We start from the raw sequence: 19,163 nt of genomic DNA on the forward strand, positions 1-19,163 counted from the left end.
CAACCCTTATCTGAATAAAAAAAAACACCAAGTTGAAGCCTGTATTTTTTGGTGGTGTGACTAATCTCGCTAGAAAAGTATGTCGATTTAGAAAGTTATACTTAACGAATTTTTGACGCAAAAAGTCGGGAATCCTAGAACGATTCTGGTCGTATACTTGAGCTTATTTATTTCTTTTAATAATACTCTCCAATTCAGACATAAAAACATCTGCATCTTTTTTAGACCTTATCACGGAACCAAGGCTGTCCGATCTGCGGGAATGCATATCGGCGACACTACGAACCACAACGGCTTTACTGGAAGCTACTTGTTTGTATTGTTCGATTTTTTGCTGAAGTCGTTGATTCATATTCAAATATATTTAAAATTATCTGCAAAAACAATTCCAATCATTTTAAACGTAACATGTAATAACGATAGAGATCTCGGTTCTCCCGTTCATAATTAAATGGCTCCGGACGAGGCCTGGCAATAAAATTACCTATTTCATCTTGCTCATACGTATAATCTCTGAAAATGCGGACGTACCAATCTACCCCTATTGCAAGAACGGATTCTTGCAGATATTCCCGGTTTGATTTGAACATTCCGTGGTAAAGTCGGGCGCGAAGATCATCTGACCCATCAATACCGATCTTTAGTTCAGGATTAAGCTGTAAAAAACTTAATGCATTAAGAATGATTGTAGAAAACACTTTATCAATGTTCTGATGTTTCAAACGTATCTGATCATCAGGCTCGCCGTTTTCGTCTTTAGGGCCGAAGGCTAGATTGTAAACTCCAAGAAGCTGTTCGTCATGATGCTGTGTTATTGTAACCAACAGTTCTAAGTCTGAACCATCAAATTGTGGTGCATTAAAACTCATCTGAGAAAAATCATCACTGAGGCTTGCCGGCTCATAAATATCATCAAAATTAATCGTTATTGACATGGTCGTTTTGTGCGCAAGAGGTAATTATAAAAAAGAATTGTTACCAAGAATAGAAACGAAACTAATGTAATTGAAAAACTAAAACCAACTTTTTTTCGCCTCCTCGTGACTAAAGAAATGTCCGCTATCAAGATCATTGAGACCCTCAGTGACATCATTCTGTTGATTTTTATCTAAGCCATCAAACCAGTCCATATCATTATTATTAGGATATAACTCACATTTCTGATCTACTCCTTCCACCTTCCCAGCCCATTCTCTAACCAACATTTTAAAAGCCTTTAACCGCTTAGCGTAATTCTTTACAGGAGCAAGCTCTCTATACAGATCACCAATCTTCTTCTGATATTCTTCAATCACTGCTGCCTGAGCAGCTGTTCTGGGCAGCAAAACATCGCTATCCTTTCTCATAGCCACAAAAAAATCCTTCACCACATCATTATTAAAAGGATTACCAGGATAATCGTAGGCATAGAGATAAGCCAAAGAAATACGTTGCATGTTCAGATAAAGCAGTCTTCTGAGGTTATGGTTAGAATTTATATGGCAGAGCACAAAATTGAAATGTAGGCGAATCCTCCCCCCTTCGCTAAGCGTCAGTTTTTCAGGATAATTGATAAGAGGCCGTACCTCTTTCTCCCAGTTTGCTATCAATAATGCGCTTTTATCATCATGCGCTTTTGCCGTCAACTTTTTATTGTTGCTCAGTTCAATCAGAAGCTTACCATATCGCTGATTGATTTCCGTAAGCACAGGATCAAAATAAATATTACCCCCACGCTGAAACTCAACAAACCCATGTCTGATCCTGGAGAGTATAACCAATTTTTCCTGCTCAGTACGCGTGCTGAAGTAAGGGTAAAAACGAAAGCTGTCAATGTAGCGCTGCACCAATCCTGTAAGATTTATCTGCAAAGCAGTGACCGTATCCCTCAGATCCTGAGGAATACGGACTGGTCTTTTAACACTGCTCATAACAATAAGTTTCTTTAGATGAGCCAACTATTCGTAGTTTACCATTGCCATCAGACTGGAATCTCTCCAGTGCAAACTGGATAAAGTAAGAATTGATCGGCTCGGGCCGCAGGTTGTTGATTATTTTAAAGATCTCGTAGGGGGATTTGGGTTCATAGAAATATCCTGTGCGGATCATTACATCGATCGTATCACCTACCAAATCCAAGGTCTCTTCGCTTTTCATCATGTCATCAAATTCAGGTGAGCCTTCTTCATATAGCCTGAAAAGTTCTTCCTGTTGATCGTCGTCATAGACACGGTAATAAGCATGCACAAACTTACCCTGCTCAAAACTGCTGCTCACAATGATCTTGTAAATAGTTTCGTTTTCCGTACGTGGGAATAAGCTTTCTGGGTTACTTTCTTCCAGGGAGATTGTAATTCTCTCAAGATCTTGTGGAGTATAAAACGGTCTTTGCAGTGTTTCGATCTCCTGTATGTAACCCTCGGGAGCGCCAATCAGGAAAGATAGCTGCTCAGCTGTGTAACCTTTACCAATTCTTTTCAGCATGATGCGGTAAATAGTGTCTAATTCTAATGCGGGGATTTCTTTGATGGTTGTCATTTTGATTTTAGTTTATGGTTGATTTTTGATTAATTGCTTGCATTGTGGATAGTATGATTGGCTGGTTGTATAAAGCCCTGTTGATATTTTCTTCAGTAACTGCTGCAGCATTTGTAAAGGCAATGATCTTACCTTGCATATCGATCCAGATGTATTGACATTGTCCCTTAACTAAAACTTTGCTAAACAGCTTTTCATCAGTGACAAGTGGTATGCAGGATGGTCCGGTAGCTGGATGACGTAGCAGAAATGACAGCACTTCAGCTTTAGTTTCTGATGTAATTCTTAGGAACTGTACATCTCGCTTGTATGTACACTGTAGCTCCTCCAACTGAGCGTAATTACTCAAACAAGAAGGCTTCCTGACAGATAAGAGCTGAATGATAGTCATCTTGAAATTCATTTCGCCCAGGTCGTACGTGTTGGACGAGTAGTTATGGACATTATGCAGGACCATATTAGGCATCCACTGCCCTACTTTAAGTTGTTTTTGCTGTGCATGCGCTTTAGAAAAAAGACAAAGCGCGGCCACAACGAGTAGTTTCATCGTTAATTTCATCATAAAGATTTGAAGGTTAAGAAAGCAGGAAATGATTAATGACTAACCGGCGAACGCCAGTAAATCTGGTCAGAAAAGATCAATCAGGAGGTTTTGCATTAAGAAACGCAGAGGAAAGTGGAACAAGGAAGACTTGACTTTTAAAAGATGCTAAGCGGTCACTATTGGCGGTACTGAATTTCTTTTTCATCTGGATGCTATTGATTTAAGTTTTCAATAGAACCATTGTACAAGAAATGAAATGAGGATCATAAAAAAATAGGTCCGGCAACAGTTCTTGTAGTCCGCGCGACCCGGTGGAAATCGGGGAATAGTAAACTATTCAGACACTACAATAAGCTGCCCCGGACCTATATTTTGTAAATATAGAAATCCGGCGCTCTACTTATCACTCGTGTCTGCTTAAATTTCCACATTCGCGCGGACGAGGTTCTTAAATAGAGCACCTCAAATATTTTGAGATGTTGTAAAATTAATATGTTGTTTAACAATTACTCATAATACATTTATTTTAATACCACAAATGTAACTATAAAGATTTAATTAAACAATAGAGAAAATACATTAATATTATTCTGTGTTGCAGGTTAACCAGTTTTCTGGAATACCCTTGATCATAATTAAATTATACTGCGAGCAAGCTCCGAATAAATATCTTCTGCTATAATATGTATACAGATTATGTATTGTTCGTGTATTGCTCAGTATTTCCTCAAGGTTGAGAGCTTGTTGGAAGCATATTGGAAAGGGGTTGGTTAGACTTAGGTCCTGCCAACCTCTTTCCAACATGCTCCCAACAAGAGTATATCATACAGTTAATACAAACCAATATACGAACAATATACGACCATTACACGAATGGAAAAGTGCAGACTTTTAGCGGATGAGTGCAGCCTATACGAGGAAGTGATAAACGCCATTCGGTATAACAATATTAAAAGAAATAATCATAGCTAGCGGAAAATGAGTAGTTACATCGTATGTTTGACACATGAGTAAAACATATTTGATTAGTGGTGCTGGTAGCGGAATCGGCCAGGCTATAACTCTTGAATTAGTAAAAAATGGACACAACTGCATCCTTTTGGGCCGAGACGAGCTCAGACTGAATCAAACACTAATGCAATTACCGAAAGATCGCTGTTTGGCCATCACAGCTGATATACGTGATCAAGAAAGTCTGGAAAATGCTTCATTACAATTAAAGGATATTTCAATTCATGGCCTGATAGCCAATGCCGGCATTGGCGGTGAGAACCAGTGGGGCAAAACTGATCGTTGGGGAGATATTATCGCAACCAATCTTACTGGCACTTATAATTTTGTAAATACTTTTTTGCCGAACCTTCGATCTGCGGAGGGTGATCGTCATATCTTAATAACTTCCTCTGTTTTGGCCCGCCTAGGAGTGGCTAATTATTCAGCATATTGTGCTTCTAAGGCAGGGTTATTAGGTCTGATGCGCTCATGGGCTGTGCAATATGCTCAGGAAAAAATTTTAGTGAATGCTATTTGTCCGGGCTGGGTTGATACAGAACTATCGCAAACCGGTATGCAGGGAATAGCCGATGGCATAGGAATCACAAAAGAAGAATTTTATGACATCGCTATGCAAAGCGTTCCGCTCAGGAGAATGAGCAGACCTGAAGAAATTGCCGGACTTGTTGCTTATTTGCTTAGTCAGGCTGCCATGACAGGACAAGTGATTGATATGAACGGTGGAGCGGTTATGAGCAGTTAAATCAATCTGTTGCTGTAAAACCGTCCCCACCATATTTAATTACGTCAGAATGAATATCCCAAAGTCAGCCTTGCTTCTGTTGGGGGAAAAGGAACATACGCAAACAATCCGGTTGGTCGTGTCCAGGCACTGCCATAATTAAGACGGTTGAAAACATTGTTTACTATCCCATTTACAGAAAACCTTTGATTAGACCATCCTAAACCTGCATCTACCCGAAAAATGTTGCCTATAACCACGTTCGAATCCTGGTAATATCTGCCTGATCTACCTGCCTGAAACTGATAACCACCAGAGACCGTCACACCTCTTAAAGCTTGAAAAGGTAAGCGGTAATTTACCCATGTGTTCTGGATGTGTTTTACGCGATAAGGAGAAGTCCGGCCAATATATATTGGATTGGCATCTTTGCTGATATAAGAATCCGTATATGCATAATTGATGATAACATTCAGTCCCTTTACGATTTCTCCTTTTGCATCAAATTCAATTCCTTTGGATTTTGTTTGTCCGATTTGTGATTGCAGATTGGTTTGAGGATCTGTCACAATGATATTATCGCGGGTAATATGATACAGGGAGAGCGTTGTATTCCACTTGCCTTCAGCCCAATCCTTCTTTAAACCAGCCTCAATGTTTTTACCCTTTAGGGGATCAAAAACACCGCCATCAACGCTGATACCGCTCTGCGGCGTAAACGTCTGATCATACAAACCATAGATAGAGAAATCCTTTAAGATAGAATAACTCAATCCTGCTCTTGGAGTGAAGACAGCATCTGATACACTAGTTTGCGTTGGCTTTTTAATACTGCTTTCAGACGATGTAAATCTTGCGGCAAGCGTAAGCCGCAATTTATTGTGAAACATGCTTAGCTCATCTTGCACATATCCCGCATAATATGCTACGGCTTGTTTATTTGTAGCAATGCTTTCCAAGTCCCCTACCTTCCTGTTGTCATCGAAATCAATATTAAAGATAGGGTTATTTACATCAAGGGGATACAATGTTTGATTAGCCGTTTTGTCATTATAACCAGAATATGCTAATAGTTTTTTCCTGTTTGCATCTATCCCCGTTACTAACTTATGAGCAACGAAACCTGTATTAAATTGACCGTTCAGGTAAGCCTGGAACGCATATACTCCAGTTTTAAATTTCTCATAAGTTACCCTGCGCTGTAATAGCGACGGGTTGGCCTGATTGTAAGCGGATACAAAAAAGTAATTTCCGTCCAAACGACTTTGAGCGAAGGTGGCCCTGGCTGTGAACTGCCAGTTATCATTAAGCACATTGTTATACGTTACAAAGCCATTATTCTCGCTTGCCTTTATGGGGTCCTTACCAGGATCAGCAATGCTAAAATCTCGGGGAAGTGTTCCGAATCCGTTTGGCGTAAAAACTGTAAGCAGGTACTGCAAAAATTCCTGTTTTTGATAAATATACTCTGCAGTAATGGAGGAATGAGAGTTGATATTGTATCTCAGTACAGGATTAATCAGTAGCTTATCATTAAAAGCAAACTTCTGAAAGGATTTAGCTTTTTGTCCCACTACATTCAGGCGGTACTGCCATTTCTTATTCCTATCAAGATTACCGTCGAAGTCACCCGTCAGGCGATACAGGTTAAAACTTCCTGTAGTCAAACTGAGGGTATTGTTGTTGGTACCTGTTGGGCTTTTTGTCACGATATTAAAAGAACCTGCAGGATCGCCAATAGCATTCATAAAACCTGCTGGCCCTTTAATAAACTCCATCCTGTCAATAATTGCGGCATCTTCTGGCATGGGTCCATAGTAGATCATGGATAAATCGATACCGTTTCTTAAGGTGTTAATTGCGGCGCCCCGCATAAAGATTAAGGGGCCGTAGAAATCGGCGCTATTATTCCTCAAGGCCCCGCTTACATTGCGCGTAACGCCTTCTGTGACATTGATAGATTGCTGATCAAGAATTACACTTTTATCAATGACCTGTATGTTTTGTGGAAGTGCCAATAGTGGCGTGTTTAATTTTAATGTATTTGAAGAGTGACTGGGCTTATAGTGGCGGTAATATCTCGAACTAACTTGTACTTCATTTAAATTATTTGCTGAAGTATCTTTTCTTTGGTCTTTTTGCTGCTGCGCATGAGAACCTATAGTGAGGCTCAGGAGGAATGCAGCAATAATATATTTGTACATGACTGCTTAAAAAATATAAACGCTGGATATATTGTCGTATATCGAATAATCTGCGGGCACACAAAAATAGCCACACAGGTTAGCTACATGCCTTGGAAAGCTTGATAACTATAAGTATTCGATGAAAAATAATTGATGATATAGAGCCTTGGCTCGATTCTTATTTAAGCCTCCGATTTTGGCGGTCGGAATATCTGCGTAATGTACTGACTGGTGTAGGAATAGCTGTACGGCATATAACCAGTCTCAGAGTCAATTAAAGTCTGACTATCACTGAACAAAATAACTGAAGCCTTTTGACAGAATGTAACAGACAATGATGAAAGCGCTAGTTTAGCTGCCTGATTATTTTCATTCTTTTCTGCCTCCCTGACCTTTCGCATAAGGTAACATTTACCATTACAGTTCATCCAGGGCTTTGCCTTATTAACACAGAAAGTTGAAGTAATGTAATCACGGTTCATTTCATACCCTGCATAAACAAACAATCCTGAAAAATTGCTTGAGATGACAGAGAATAGAAAGATCCAAATGATACAATTCTTGTACATGGCGGCAAAGATAGTTTAAACTGCTGATGGATCAAACCGATTTAGAATATAGATAGTGATCGCCATGTGATATCATTTATTGATGACATAGTCTATCTAAGTAATCGCTAAATTTAATGCTTCTTCAATATGAATTTGAGTTGTATCAAAGATTTTTGTATCGTAATTTAATGGCATAAACAGTGTGAGTTCCGTGCAGCCTAATATAACTCCTTCCGCACCTGAGTCAGTAAGCCGCCTGATAATATCAGTAAATATTATTCTAGATTCGGGCGATATAATTCCCCAAATAAGTTCATTATAGATTATCCGATCCATACTTTCAACGTCCTCTGGATTCGGAATAATGGTAGTAATACCAAATTTAGCCAACCTCTCAATGTAAAACTTATCGGTCATAGTCACACTGGTGCCGGTTAAGCCAACTATTGTTATCCCCTCTGCCTTTATCCTTTTCGCAGTAACATCTATCAGATGCAGGAAAGGAAGATTAATGACTGATTCGATAGCATCCGAAACCCTGTGCATTGTGTTTCCGGCTAACAGGATGAAATCAGCACCTGCTTTTTCTAAGGAAAGTGCTGCTTCAGCAACGATCTTACCCTGCGCATTCCAGTCATTCTGTTGACGAAATTTCCAGATCTCGCCTCCATCAACTGAATTAATGGTTATTTTAGCTTGATGTTGACGGCCTGTTCTTTCTCTTATACCGTCATTTAGCCCCTTGTAATACACGACGGTAGACTCTGGGCTTAAGCCGCCAATGATACCAATTGTTTTCATCAATATGTTTTTTCAGCGAATTTAAATGCTTTAAGGCGAATTAAATAATCAGTAATTTATTTATAGCAGGTTGAGATTAAAAGGAGAGAAAATTCCCTCCTTTTGAGAAGTAAACTTGACAAAGTTTACCGTAAATGAATGTACACTGTTAATCAAACTATGATATGAATCTAAACAGAAAATGTTTGACCGCCATCTACCCGAATCATTGATCCAGTAATGTTATCAGCGAATGTGCTCATGAGGTAAGCTACAGCCCCTGCTACTTCTTCTGGCTTACCGAACCTTCCTGTATCATTTTGTATGAACTGGGCAGCTGCATTTTTTTCGATTTCATCCCATAGATCACCCCAATTATTTTGCGCTGCCATTTCCAGAATCAGATTTTTCACAGATTCTACCATCATAGCTCCTGGTGCTACGGTATTTGAGGTAATTTCCGACCCTTTAAGGTCCCTCGCCAATGATACCGTTAAGTTATGTCTTGCTGCCATCGAAGCATTATAATCCGGCTGAATGGCCATCGGCTGAATAGCAGTAATTCCACCAATCTGTACAATCCTTCCCCAGCCAAGCCCGCGCATTTGAGGCAATAGACGTTGAACCATCCTTATGCCTGATACGACATTCGTATTGTAAGTTTCAAGCCATTCTGCAGATGTTACATCCATCCACTGTTGTCCATGATAAATCCCGGCATTATTAATCAATATATCTACTTGTCCATCTGCAAGCGCTGCCGCTGCCACCCTATCAGCTCCTTCTTCGGTAGTGAGATCACCTATCCCATAAAACGCTGTACCACCCGTCTGATTGATCTTATCCATAACTGCTTTAGTTCGCTCTTTATCACGACCGTGTACAATAACTTCAGCACCTTCGGCCGCTAACATAATGGCGATTGCCTCTCCCAAGCCCGAACTAGATCCGGTAATCAATGCTCTTTTTCCTTTAATTCTTAAATCCATTTTTTTATTCGATTATTTTCAAATTTTCTGTGCACCAAAAGCGAAGTTTAAAATTTATATGTCGAGGTACTATCTTTCACTGTCTCTTCGAGAATTGACCTTAATATTTTTTCTTTATCAGTGATCTTAAATTGTTTAAACCTACTTTTGGATAGTCAAATGTATTTCGCAGACGACCTCCGGACAAGAACGTACTCAAAAATCCGTCACGAACTTGGATGTTTGTAATGTTGATTATCAATAAGATATGATTAGAAAAGAAATTAAAAAGGACTTTGATATGGCAGATTGCGGTATACGCAATTTGCTGGACCGTGTAGGTGATAAATGGTCTTTGATGATCGTAGATATTTTGAGTGAAGGAACTTTGCGTTACAGCGAGCTGGACCACAAAATAGCGAGCATATCGCAAAAGATGCTGACGGTAACATTAAAAAGTTTAGAAACCGATGGGCTTATTGATAGAAAAGTTTACCCACAGGTGCCTCCCAGGGTAGAATATTCACTAACAGTTTTAGGAGAAAGTTTGCTGCCTTCTATCAATATGTTAAAGAAGTGGGCGGCAGATAGCCAGCCAGCAATACTAGAGGCAAGAAGCAAAATGATAACAAAAGCCCAGCAATCATGAATAAATTACAATACGGCATAAATCACATCGAATTTTGGGTTTCAGATCTGGAAACAAGTATAACATTTTACAATAGTTTCCTTACTTTCATTGGCTGGAAACAGATCAGTAACGTTTCATTTTCAAACGGCACTATAGTGATTTATTTCATGGAGATGAAAGGAATTGAGAAAACAAAATCTCTTGGGATGAGGCATCTTTGCTTTCAAGCCATGAAAAAAAAGGAGGTTGATCAGGTAAATGATGTGCTAGTGACTGCAGGGACAAGAATTATTCGCGGTCCACTAACAATGCCGTATTCAAAAGATTACTACACCATCGATTTCTATGATCCAGACGGACAGGTGATAGAGGTAGCATATACACCGAATGCGATCAGCGCCCTGTGATCTTGTGCCTGTGTTCAGTTCCCCAATCAGCAAGTGCCCTGATAATTGGCTCAAGCGTGTGGCCATATATTGTTAGCTCATAACTCACGGTAATAGGTTTTGTGGTGTTGACCGTACGTGTAATGATTCCATTGACCTCCAGATCCTGTAGCTCTTTAGAAAGCATTTTGGCCCCAAGACCATCAATCTGTCTTTGTAAGTCGCTGAAGTTTTTTTTGCCATAAAGCAGAACGCTGATCACTTTGATCTTCCATTTACCACTTATCATATCCAGAGCATCCTGTATCGCAAAAAGTATCCGGGAGCAATCCCCTTTTTCTTCAGCTAACGATTTTACTTTTTCCATTCTTAACATATCTTTAAAGGATACCCGCTTTACTCAAGGAAACCCATATCAAAAGTAAAGTTACTTTAATTTAGTTTTGCCTCATAAATTATTCATCAATAAAATTAAAATGGATACAAAACTCAAAAATAAAGTAGCGATAGTAACTGGAGCCTCGAAAGGTATTGGTGCAGGCATCGCAAAAGCGCTAGGCTTATCGGGAGCTACTGTCGTAATCAATTACGCTTCAGGTAAAAATGATGCTGATCAGGTGGTCAGCGAAATACAATCAAAGGGCGGTAAAGCGTTGGCTGTTCAGGCTGACATGAGCAAATCTGCAGATGTCAGACGATTGTTTGATACAGCAAAAACAGAGTTTGGTTCAATTGATATCCTTGTCAATAATGCCGGACTTGCAATATTTGAGATGATTGGAGACTTAACGGAAGAGGCCTTCCACAAACAATTTAATTTGAATGTTTTAGGCTATATGTTGGCAGCACAGCAGGCTCTTAAGCACATGGACAAGAAAGGCGGCAGTATCATCAATATCAGTTCTATCCTTAGTACCGATCCATACCTTGCGTCAAGCGTTTACTCTGCTACTAAAGGAGCGGTTGACACGATCACACTCGCATTGGCAAGAGAGCTTGGTCCTAATAAAATACGGGTTAATTCAATACTTCCTGGACATACAAATACTCCAGCTACAGCAGGAAATTTTGATGGCGACCTTGGTGATAAATTAATTGCAGGAACACCGCTTGGTAGGTTTGGTGAACCAGAAGATATAGCCCCTCTTGCTGTCTTCCTTGCTTCAGATGATGCGCATTGGATAACGGGTGAATCAATCAGGGCTTCAGGTGGCGTTAGAGGTGTTGGATACTAAATATTGAATAATCTTATTTATGGTCAGAACGACAATCCGTTGTTTGTTCTGACCTCTTTTAATCACAAGTATCTCATTCTTATTAAATATAAATTCATGCCCGCTACTTTAGTCCATAGAAAAATAGCATTAGCAATTATACTAACAGTACAACTAAAAAAATAATGAGAGATTTTGTCATAGTTATTTTAAAAAAGATAATTGTCCAGTCCTAGTATGGTTTTAAAACAATACTAGGACTAGACTGTCAGGGAGCACCAGGCTTTCGGTCAGCCAATAAGCTATATTAATTTATACAATTAAATCTTTGGATATTGGTCATCACTAACTGGTTCTAACCACTCTGGTTTGCCAGCCGTTATGGCAATATGCTCGAACCAACTATCATTTGTGGCTCCATGCCAGTGTTTTACGCCGTCATGCGTTACAATTACGTCGCCGGTCTTCAGAAATTGAGCAGGTTTTCCCTCTTCCTGGTACCAACCTTCACCGCCGGTTACTAATAATATTTGATAACCCCCGCGGTGGATGTGCCACTTATTACGGCAGCCTGGTTCGAAAGTAACTTTTCCAACGCCCACATTGATGGCGGGATCTGCAACAAGTGTTTTCAAATAACTTTGTCCAATAAAATACTGCGCAAATGCATCATTTTTATCTCCAATTGGGAAAAGTTTACCTTCCCGTACTTCTTCATGTTTAGCCATTATATTTCTTATTTTAATAATCTATTTATTGTTAAATATTCTTGATGAATTTGGCCGGAACTCCGCCCACCACGGTATTGTCTGGAACATCTTTACTAACCACAGCACCTGCTGCAACTACAGAATTTTCACCAACTGTTACTCCCGGCAAAATTGTTGCACCAGCACCTATCCAGGCATTCCGCTTGATTAAAATAGGTTTACAGAGCATCCCGCGGCGTGTGGCCGGGTTGAGCGGATGATTTTCGGTAACCAGATTTACTCTGGGACCGAGTAAGACATGATCTTCCAGAGTGATTCCGCCCATATCAAGAAAAGAACATGCATGATTGATAAAGACGTGTTTACCCAGTGTGATAAAACGGCCGAGATTGGTATGAAAAGGGGCAAAAATGGTAGTAGTCTCGTCTACAGGTGTACCGATGATATCCCCTAACTTCTCACGAACTGCTTCAATAGTTGTTGCAGTATTCAGCTCGGGGGTTAGACGGAGTGTACGTTCAACCAATTCATTGACTTTGGCGAACTCTGGATCACTGAGCTCGACAAGTTCAGCAGACCGCAGTCTTTCGAAAATATCCTTCATGCAACAAAGGTCGGTTACCCGACCTTTTGCAGTTTATGAAAATCAAACCAATGCTTAAGAGTTTCAAACTTCGATAGAACGAAGGGCCTTTGGATTGGTACCTGTCATTCTTTTAAAGTAGTTGTTGAAGTAGCTGGGGTATTCAAAGCCGAGGGAATAGGCTATGTCTGCTATGTTCCAGTCGGTATGTTGTAGAAGTGCCTTAGCTTCTGCTATGACTCGCTCCGCAATATGATGGCTTGTTGGTTTTCCTGTAGCTTCTTTAACCATACGATTCAAATAATTGACATGTATGGACATGTTTTGCGCGTAGTCCTGCGGGGTTTTCAAGCTTAAAGGTTTATCTGGACTCTCTACAGGAAATTGTCTTTCAAGCAGTTCAAGGAATACAGCGCCAATTCTTGAAGCAGCATTTTTTTGCTGATCGAAATTTTCTGAAGGTTGAAGTTTCATGGCTTCATGCAAGATCAGATTGATATAATTTCTAATGAGATCATCCTTAAATGGATATTCACTCTTTTGCTCTTCTATCAATTTTTCGAAAAGAGAATTCAGAAAGATGCGCTGATCCTCAGTGATTTTTAAAATGGGTGTACCTCCAATTCTGAAGAAGGGTGATTGTTGCAACATGTCACCCCGATCAGATACCTTAAAAAATTCCTCTGAGAACAGGCAGGTATATCCAACGTAGGTACTTGATAAGGTTTCCCATGAATATGGCACATGAGGATTCCCAAAAAACAAGACAGTACCCTCAGCATCAAAGCTCCGATCCGCATAATGTATGGCGCTACTTCCTGTAGTGAGACATATTTTGTAGAAGTCCTTCCTGCTATAGGTGCGTGTTGCAGCTTCATCCTCATGTATACGAAATACGTTAAATCCTTTGAGCTTTAGTTCGGAATTGAAATCAGAGACTGATCTTATTATCTTTTCAGGCATTCGGCAAAATTAAGAAAATCAAACGGAATCTATCTGAACATATTTTTGGTGCTGACTATTGGCGTGTTAAAATCTCAGGTCAGGAAGGGAATACATGAATCAGCATGTTACAATGAATTGGCCACATCGCAGATAGGAATACTAGCGTCATAAAAAAAACAGGAACAATTTGATGATAAATTAGTTATAAACTAAGATCTGGGTCATATGCTCTCGTTTTTTATGAACACAATATAAACTACATACTATGAAATTGAAACCAATTATCCTCCCTGTATTTATTGGCATTTTCGCTATCGCATGTTCTTCCGAACAATCCAGTGATGCGAATTCTCACAACGACTCTGCAACCAGCGAAAGCGCAAATGCACACGGGGAAACTCGTACAGGTACCGGACCTGGTACTGGCACGGGCAGCTTAAGTGGAGAAAATACAGCAGAAGCTGGAGATACACACCCTGGAGAAAGTAAAGCTGCAGATACAACTATGAGCAGTGCAGACAGATTTATAGCAACAGGAACCGGTACAACTACAGAAGTTAAGAAGCAAGATACGCTGCGCGGTAAATGGCCTAGTCAAGCAAATCCTTATTATTAAATCTAACTTTATAATTTCCTGATCGAATAAGCCGTAGGAAACAGCTGATAGTACAATTAATATATTTACATTTATCAAATATGTTTATAGAGATTCAGTATATGTTAATTATACTGAATCTCATGTTAGGGCTCCAAGTCGAAAAAATAAAGAAATGTCTAAAGTATTATTTCCGCTCCTCTTTTATTGCATTCTTTTTTTCACAAATACAGTTAAAGGCCAGGCTAAAAATGCTTTAGGAATCGGTCCTGCCCTGAATTCTTCTAAAAGAGGCTCCTATAATAATCCAACTGGCTTTGGTGGTAGATTGCAGGGTGAAATAAAACTTTTAAATAAAATTTCTGTGATACCAGCCATTGGCTTAGAAGGACCATATTCTGGATATTTTGGTATTTCAGGCAAGTATTATCCAGCAGATAGATTTCACCTGATGGCAGGTGGGATAGCCTATATCGGACGTGATTTATATACTGGTGTTGGACCTTCTCTTGCTGTGGGATATCAACTTTTAGCTTCCAAACGTCATTTTATAGATATAGATCTTCATGGAGATATCATTAAAGTTGACGCAAAAGGACATACAACTATTATTGGTCTACGCTTAACATACAATTTTTCTTTCTCCAGACAGAATAAGGATTGATCTCCTCGCAATAGACCTTTTTACCTTTGGTATTGTTACTGGTTCTTACGTTTGCAGACCATTGGCGATGCCACGGTGGTATTTACCAATTATACATATTGAGCCGATTAAGGTGTTTATTCGGCTCAAATATGCTCACTTTTTGAGCCGAATAAACACCTTAATCGGCTCATAGAAATTTAAAAGCTTTGAAATCAGCTTCTTATTATGCAGCTGTAATTTTCACTCGATGTTTCATACCAAACTCTACAAGAGCCATTATTACTGGTTCAATTTCCAAAGCATGTTCTGTAATTGCATAAGAAACTGTTACAGGTTTCGTGTTGTTTACAGTCCGGGTAATTAATTGATTAATCTCCAGGTTCTGCAATTCTTTAGATAGCACTTTTGGGCTAATACTAACACATCCCTCTTGAAGATCCTTAAATCTGCTAGTACCATGATGATAAAGATGCAGAAGGACCACCAGCTTCCATTTTCCGCTTAACAATTCCAGCGCATCCTTCAATGAGAGCGATCTTTTTTTATATAATTCAATGTCCTGAAGACAATTTTCTTGTGCCATAGATACTCACTTTCCTAAAGGTAATCCATAACAAATGTATAATTACTAACCTATAGATTTGTTAAAAATATAAAAATGGACAAGAAAATATTAGTATTCGGTGCAACCGGACAGCAGGGTTCAGCTGCAGTAAAACAACTGTTGGATAATGGATTCAAGGTAAAAGCTTTTACCAGAGATCATCAATCAGCGAAGGCAAAGCAGCTACAGTCACTTGGTGCCGAAATCTTCGAAGGAAGTTTGGAAAATGAAATTGATATTGTAAATGCAATGGATGACATTTATGGTATATTCTTGGTTTTGCCTCCTCAATGGGCACCTACTCAGAAAACGGATGAAGCAGAATGGCTGACAGGTAAGCTGATCATAGACTGTGCTAAGCAAGCCAACGTTCAGCAAATTGTATATTCTTCGGTTATGGGATCAGAGCTGCAAGAATCTTTCAGGCCATTATTCAAACATACCATTGAATCATACCTGATACACTCAGGGATAAAGTATACCATTTTAAAGCCTGCAGTATTTTATGAAAATTTCTATTTGCCAAACTATGGTTTAGATCAAAAGCTAATTTACAATCCGCTTCCCGCAGACATGCAATTGCCTTTCATCTCTGTTGAGGATATTGGCGTATTTGCCAGACTTGCTTTTCAACAACCAGAAGCTTACAATGGAAAAGTGTTGAATATTGCAGGTGAACTTCTTACTTCAGCAGATTTGGCAGCAGCTTTCTCTAAAGCACTTGGTGTTGAGATCACACCTATAGAGATTCCTGTTGAGGCAATCAAACAGCAGAATGAATTGCTGGGATTATTTATGGAGGCATTGCACATACACGGATATCCAAAAATCGATGTGAACGAATTCCGAGATCTGCATCCTTCAAGACTATCTCTCAACCAATGGATTGAGGAATATGGCAAAGAAAAGTTATTGACTATCGTTGAGTAAGGGAGTGCTTTAAGAAAGGGTCCTTCGGATTGATTTTGAACATTTTATACGTTCATTTTCTGAATAAGAGCTATTTGAAGTGTGGTAGTTGAAATCGCTCAAAACAAGTACATATACTGCGTGTTACACCATTAAAACAACCATACTATGGAAAACGAACAATCAGGCCGCAGAGACTTTGTAAAAAAGTCGATTACCGGAACCCTTGCTTTAGGAACAGGATTTTCTCTTGCAGCATCACTAATGAGTCTTTCCGAAGCACAAGCTGCGGAAACTGAATATAACGGTGAGCCAACCGCAGCAAATGAAAAAGCCTTTAGAATGGGTGTTATCGGCCCCGCTGAACTTTCCCTGGTGACAAGTCAGATTGCAGCCTCCAAGGCAAGCAATAAAAACACGAAAGAATTTGCCGGCTTCGAACTTGCAGAGGCAATCGCAGTGACAGGTGTCTTAAAAGACTTGGGTACTCCCGTTCCACCGATGGATGCAAAAGCAAAAGCTACGCTTGCAAAAATTAAGAATACACCGGCAGGACCGGAATTTGATAAAGCATATATTGCCGCACAGCTGGAAAACCATGAATTCCTGCGCGATCTTGCTGCCAGTTATATTAGCAAGGGCAAGTTGGCCGGAGCTGCAGAAAATCAGGGCAGGCATCTGGCTACCTTATCTCTTGCCGTGTTTAAAGAGCACGTAGCCATCACTAAGCGGATACTTGGTGAACTTGGAGGTTAATAAGATGCTCCTTCTTTAGATATAAAAAAAGCCAGGAGATATATCCTGGCTTTTTAATGATTCAGATTTAAACCCATCCAAGACTTATACTCTTCTTCTTGAAGCTGGCTGAATATCGTAGTCATATCTTAACTCAAAAGCTGTTCAACCTTTTCTTTTGCTTGTATCAGGAAATCATGTCCTAAGGCCGAGCCGTTTAGCGAAACATGTTTAACATCATCTATTCCCAAAATATTAAATACAGTTTTCAGATATTCAGTCTGGAAATCCATGTGCTCGTAAAAATCCCCCGGATCATAACCCATATTTCCACGGACCATTAACAGGAATACATTTTTGTCCTTTAACAGTCCGGTGTATGGATTTTTTAGGTCATCCTTGCTAACCAAAACAGTTTCATTGACCCGTATAATTTGGTCTATGTAAGCTTTCAGCACGCTTGGCACAGACCAGTTATACATCGGTGTTCCTACAACAATGACGTCCACCTCCTTCAGTTCGGCAACCAACTGGTCGCTTACTTTCAGCGCCTCACGATCATCATCAGTCCTCAACTCTGCAGGTGTAAAAGCGCCTTTTATCCAATTCTCAGTAACATGAGGAATATTATCCTGTCCAACCTCGCGATAAATAATTGTATCACCGGGGTTTCTTTGCTCCCAGATTTCAACAAATACATTAGTCATATACCGGCTTACTGACCGCTCGTTACGAGCACTTGCATTGATGATTAATACCTTTTTCATGTTATCTTTTTTAAAATTTAAGTTAATGGGTGTAATCGCTGAGATACACTGAAACGGTTCAACGCGTTGATATTGACTATTGCAACTATTAATTTAGCTGTCATTTCCTCCCCGAATAGTCTAACCGCCTCATCATATGTTCGGTTGCTCAGGCCATAATCTGCGATCAGTGTGATTTCTTCCGTCAGCTTTAAAATTACCTGCTCCTCGGCACTGAAATAATCTGTAGCCTCTTTCCAGGCACTTAATATGTATAGTCTTTTAGGATCTTCACCATATTTTAAAGCTTCCACCGTGTGTTTACTCATGCAGAATGCACAACCGTTAATTTGAGAAGCCCGAATTTTGATAAGTTCCTGATGTAATTTATTTATTCCGGACTCTGCCACAAATTCTGATAATTGTAACATGGTTTGATAGAGTTCTGGAATGAGGTCTTTAATGATTAATCTTTTTGTCATAATGATGGTATTTGAAAATGTTTGATAGGTATTAAATCTTGTTAGTCGACTACAATTATTAGTTCCTTATCACAGTCATTTTTATTGACCCGACAAAAGTATTCTGCATGAAAAAGCATTTGAGGTACCAGGTAAAGATAAGTTGGTAGTCCAGCATAATTCTTGATTTGACATCATGAAGAAGTCTTATTGAACACTACAGTCCTTATTCAACTGGTACCTGTAGATTTTAATTAACTGGACGATCTGATTAGGGAAAAAATCAACTACTTTTGGATGTAAATTGATATTTAGTGTTCATGCTAAGACGGTTAACCTGCTTTTTCCTTATTTTCTCAATCATGTGTTCCAGCTTTTCAATGATTCTGGTTCGTACTGGTTTTGAGATGAATAAGAAATACATTGCTGAAAAACTATGCGAAAATCGTACGCGCCCCTGGATGCAATGTAAAGGCAGATGTGTTTTAGTAAAAAAAATCAGAGAGGCTGAAGAGAAAGAAGCGAAGGAAATGTATAAGGCACCTCAATATGAGGCGGTACTAGTGATTTCCAGCTCTTTAAATACTCCTCATATCACAGATCAGGTGCAGGATCACCCTCTCAATGACTTCATTCTTGTATCCTCCTATCTAAATGAGATTTTTCATCCGCCCAGTGCTATCATTTAATATTTAGTATTCCGATTCCCACTCTTCT

General features: G+C 39.5%; 24 protein-coding genes. 9 read left to right on the forward strand and 15 right to left on the reverse strand.

Features of this window, described 5'->3' with window-relative positions; all coding sequences use genetic code 11:
- Nucleotides 1-163: 163 nt before the first annotated feature.
- The 5 genes from OQY15_RS01120 to OQY15_RS01140 form a co-directional block, all read right to left on the reverse strand.
- Nucleotides 164-352, reverse strand: a complete 189-nt coding sequence (locus tag OQY15_RS01120; protein ID WP_265786703.1) for a hypothetical protein — start codon at nt 350-352, stop codon at nt 164-166.
- A 40-nt stretch (nt 353-392) separates the two neighbouring features.
- A complete protein-coding gene (locus OQY15_RS01125) occupies nt 393-935 on the reverse strand; it encodes a hypothetical protein (RefSeq protein WP_265786705.1) in 543 nt (180 codons plus the stop codon).
- Nucleotides 936-1,013: 78 nt separating this feature from the next.
- Nucleotides 1,014-1,910: a hypothetical protein gene (locus tag OQY15_RS01130; protein ID WP_265786708.1), complete on the reverse strand. Its 897-nt coding sequence runs from the start codon at nt 1,908-1,910 to the stop codon at nt 1,014-1,016.
- Nucleotides 1,897-2,517, reverse strand: coding sequence for a hypothetical protein (locus OQY15_RS01135; RefSeq protein WP_265786710.1), 621 nt, complete (start codon nt 2,515-2,517; stop codon nt 1,897-1,899). The genes OQY15_RS01130 and OQY15_RS01135 overlap by 14 nt, the downstream gene beginning before the upstream one ends.
- Nucleotides 2,518-2,524: 7 nt before the next feature.
- Nucleotides 2,525-3,079, reverse strand: a complete 555-nt coding sequence (locus OQY15_RS01140; protein ID WP_265786712.1) for a hypothetical protein — start codon at nt 3,077-3,079, stop codon at nt 2,525-2,527.
- A gap of 988 nt (nt 3,080-4,067) precedes the next feature.
- Between OQY15_RS01140 and OQY15_RS01145 the strand changes: the two genes are divergently transcribed.
- Nucleotides 4,068-4,817, forward strand: coding sequence for an SDR family NAD(P)-dependent oxidoreductase (locus OQY15_RS01145; protein ID WP_265786715.1), 750 nt, complete (start codon nt 4,068-4,070; stop codon nt 4,815-4,817).
- Between the two features lie 44 nt (nt 4,818-4,861).
- On the opposite strand, the gene OQY15_RS01150 is transcribed toward OQY15_RS01145, so the two are convergent.
- The 3 genes from OQY15_RS01150 to OQY15_RS01160 all read right to left on the reverse strand — a co-directional run bounded on the left by OQY15_RS01150 (nt 4,862) and on the right by OQY15_RS01160 (nt 9,302).
- Nucleotides 4,862-7,000, reverse strand: coding sequence for a TonB-dependent receptor (locus OQY15_RS01150; RefSeq protein ID WP_265786717.1), 2,139 nt, complete (start codon nt 6,998-7,000; stop codon nt 4,862-4,864).
- A 647-nt stretch (nt 7,001-7,647) separates the two neighbouring features.
- Entirely contained in the window at nt 7,648-8,334 is a 687-nt protein-coding gene (locus tag OQY15_RS01155; RefSeq protein WP_265786719.1) for an amino acid racemase, read from the reverse strand.
- Nucleotides 8,335-8,504: 170 nt separating this feature from the next.
- On the reverse strand, nt 8,505-9,302 hold the full coding sequence (locus OQY15_RS01160; protein ID WP_265786721.1) for an SDR family NAD(P)-dependent oxidoreductase: 798 nt from the start codon (nt 9,300-9,302) through the stop codon (nt 8,505-8,507).
- 247 nt (nt 9,303-9,549) lie between these two features.
- Here OQY15_RS01160 and OQY15_RS01165 point away from each other — a divergent pair, with 247 nt between their 5' ends.
- Together OQY15_RS01165 and OQY15_RS01170 are read left to right on the forward strand one after the other, a co-directional pair.
- Nucleotides 9,550-9,930 carry a helix-turn-helix domain-containing protein gene (locus OQY15_RS01165; protein ID WP_265786723.1) on the forward strand — a complete coding sequence of 127 codons (381 nt, stop codon included), beginning with the start codon at nt 9,550-9,552 and terminating at the stop codon, nt 9,928-9,930.
- Nucleotides 9,927-10,319, forward strand: a complete 393-nt coding sequence (locus OQY15_RS01170; RefSeq protein WP_265786725.1) for a VOC family protein — start codon at nt 9,927-9,929, stop codon at nt 10,317-10,319. The genes OQY15_RS01165 and OQY15_RS01170 overlap by 4 nt, the downstream gene beginning before the upstream one ends.
- Here the strand turns inward: OQY15_RS01170 and OQY15_RS01175 are convergent.
- Nucleotides 10,306-10,665, reverse strand: a complete 360-nt coding sequence (locus OQY15_RS01175) for a helix-turn-helix domain-containing protein (protein WP_265786727.1) — start codon at nt 10,663-10,665, stop codon at nt 10,306-10,308. The genes OQY15_RS01170 and OQY15_RS01175 overlap by 14 nt on opposite strands.
- Nucleotides 10,666-10,774: 109 nt before the next feature.
- On the opposite strand from OQY15_RS01175, the gene OQY15_RS01180 reads away from it, so the two are divergent.
- Complete coding sequence (locus OQY15_RS01180; RefSeq protein ID WP_265786730.1) at nt 10,775-11,533, forward strand: glucose 1-dehydrogenase; 759 nt, start codon at nt 10,775-10,777, stop codon at nt 11,531-11,533.
- 299 nt (nt 11,534-11,832) lie between these two features.
- On the opposite strand, the gene OQY15_RS01185 is transcribed toward OQY15_RS01180, so the two are convergent.
- The 3 genes from OQY15_RS01185 to OQY15_RS01195 all read right to left on the reverse strand — a co-directional run bounded on the left by OQY15_RS01185 (nt 11,833) and on the right by OQY15_RS01195 (nt 13,768).
- A complete protein-coding gene (locus OQY15_RS01185) occupies nt 11,833-12,240 on the reverse strand; it encodes a cupin domain-containing protein (protein ID WP_265786732.1) in 408 nt (135 codons plus the stop codon).
- Nucleotides 12,241-12,271: 31 nt separating this feature from the next.
- The gene (locus OQY15_RS01190) at nt 12,272-12,826 is read right to left on the reverse strand and encodes a sugar O-acetyltransferase (protein WP_265786734.1); all 555 of its coding nucleotides are present in this window, start codon (nt 12,824-12,826) and stop codon (nt 12,272-12,274) included.
- 63 nt (nt 12,827-12,889) lie between these two features.
- A complete protein-coding gene (locus OQY15_RS01195) occupies nt 12,890-13,768 on the reverse strand; it encodes a response regulator transcription factor (protein WP_265786736.1) in 879 nt (292 codons plus the stop codon).
- Nucleotides 13,769-14,015: 247 nt separating this feature from the next.
- Between OQY15_RS01195 and OQY15_RS01200 the strand changes: the two genes are divergently transcribed.
- A complete protein-coding gene (locus OQY15_RS01200; RefSeq protein ID WP_265786738.1) occupies nt 14,016-14,366 on the forward strand; it encodes a hypothetical protein in 351 nt (116 codons plus the stop codon).
- A gap of 154 nt (nt 14,367-14,520) precedes the next feature.
- Nucleotides 14,521-15,009 carry a hypothetical protein gene (locus tag OQY15_RS01205; protein WP_265786740.1) on the forward strand — a complete coding sequence of 163 codons (489 nt, stop codon included), beginning with the start codon at nt 14,521-14,523 and terminating at the stop codon, nt 15,007-15,009.
- 205 nt (nt 15,010-15,214) lie between these two features.
- Here OQY15_RS01205 and OQY15_RS01210 read toward each other — a convergent pair whose 3' ends face one another.
- Entirely contained in the window at nt 15,215-15,574 is a 360-nt protein-coding gene (locus OQY15_RS01210) for a helix-turn-helix domain-containing protein (RefSeq protein ID WP_265786742.1), read from the reverse strand.
- A gap of 75 nt (nt 15,575-15,649) precedes the next feature.
- Here OQY15_RS01210 and OQY15_RS01215 point away from each other — a divergent pair, with 75 nt between their 5' ends.
- Together OQY15_RS01215 and OQY15_RS01220 are read left to right on the forward strand one after the other, a co-directional pair.
- A complete protein-coding gene (locus OQY15_RS01215; protein ID WP_265786744.1) occupies nt 15,650-16,525 on the forward strand; it encodes an NmrA/HSCARG family protein in 876 nt (291 codons plus the stop codon).
- Between the two features lie 147 nt (nt 16,526-16,672).
- On the forward strand, nt 16,673-17,260 hold the full coding sequence (locus OQY15_RS01220; RefSeq protein WP_265786746.1) for a DUF4142 domain-containing protein: 588 nt from the start codon (nt 16,673-16,675) through the stop codon (nt 17,258-17,260).
- A 128-nt stretch (nt 17,261-17,388) separates the two neighbouring features.
- Here the strand turns inward: OQY15_RS01220 and OQY15_RS01225 are convergent, their stop codons facing one another.
- Both OQY15_RS01225 and OQY15_RS01230 read right to left on the reverse strand, forming a co-directional pair.
- The gene (locus tag OQY15_RS01225; protein ID WP_265786748.1) at nt 17,389-18,006 is read right to left on the reverse strand and encodes an NAD(P)H-dependent oxidoreductase; all 618 of its coding nucleotides are present in this window, start codon (nt 18,004-18,006) and stop codon (nt 17,389-17,391) included.
- Between the two features lie 17 nt (nt 18,007-18,023).
- Complete coding sequence (locus tag OQY15_RS01230; RefSeq protein WP_265786750.1) at nt 18,024-18,467, reverse strand: carboxymuconolactone decarboxylase family protein; 444 nt, start codon at nt 18,465-18,467, stop codon at nt 18,024-18,026.
- A 386-nt stretch (nt 18,468-18,853) separates the two neighbouring features.
- Here OQY15_RS01230 and OQY15_RS01235 point away from each other — a divergent pair, with 386 nt between their 5' ends.
- Nucleotides 18,854-19,135 carry a hypothetical protein gene (locus OQY15_RS01235; protein WP_265786752.1) on the forward strand — a complete coding sequence of 94 codons (282 nt, stop codon included), beginning with the start codon at nt 18,854-18,856 and terminating at the stop codon, nt 19,133-19,135.
- Nucleotides 19,136-19,163 lie beyond the last annotated feature (28 nt).

The organism is Pedobacter sp. MC2016-15 (assembly GCF_026239695.1).
Taxonomy (GTDB): domain Bacteria; phylum Bacteroidota; class Bacteroidia; order Sphingobacteriales; family Sphingobacteriaceae; genus Pedobacter.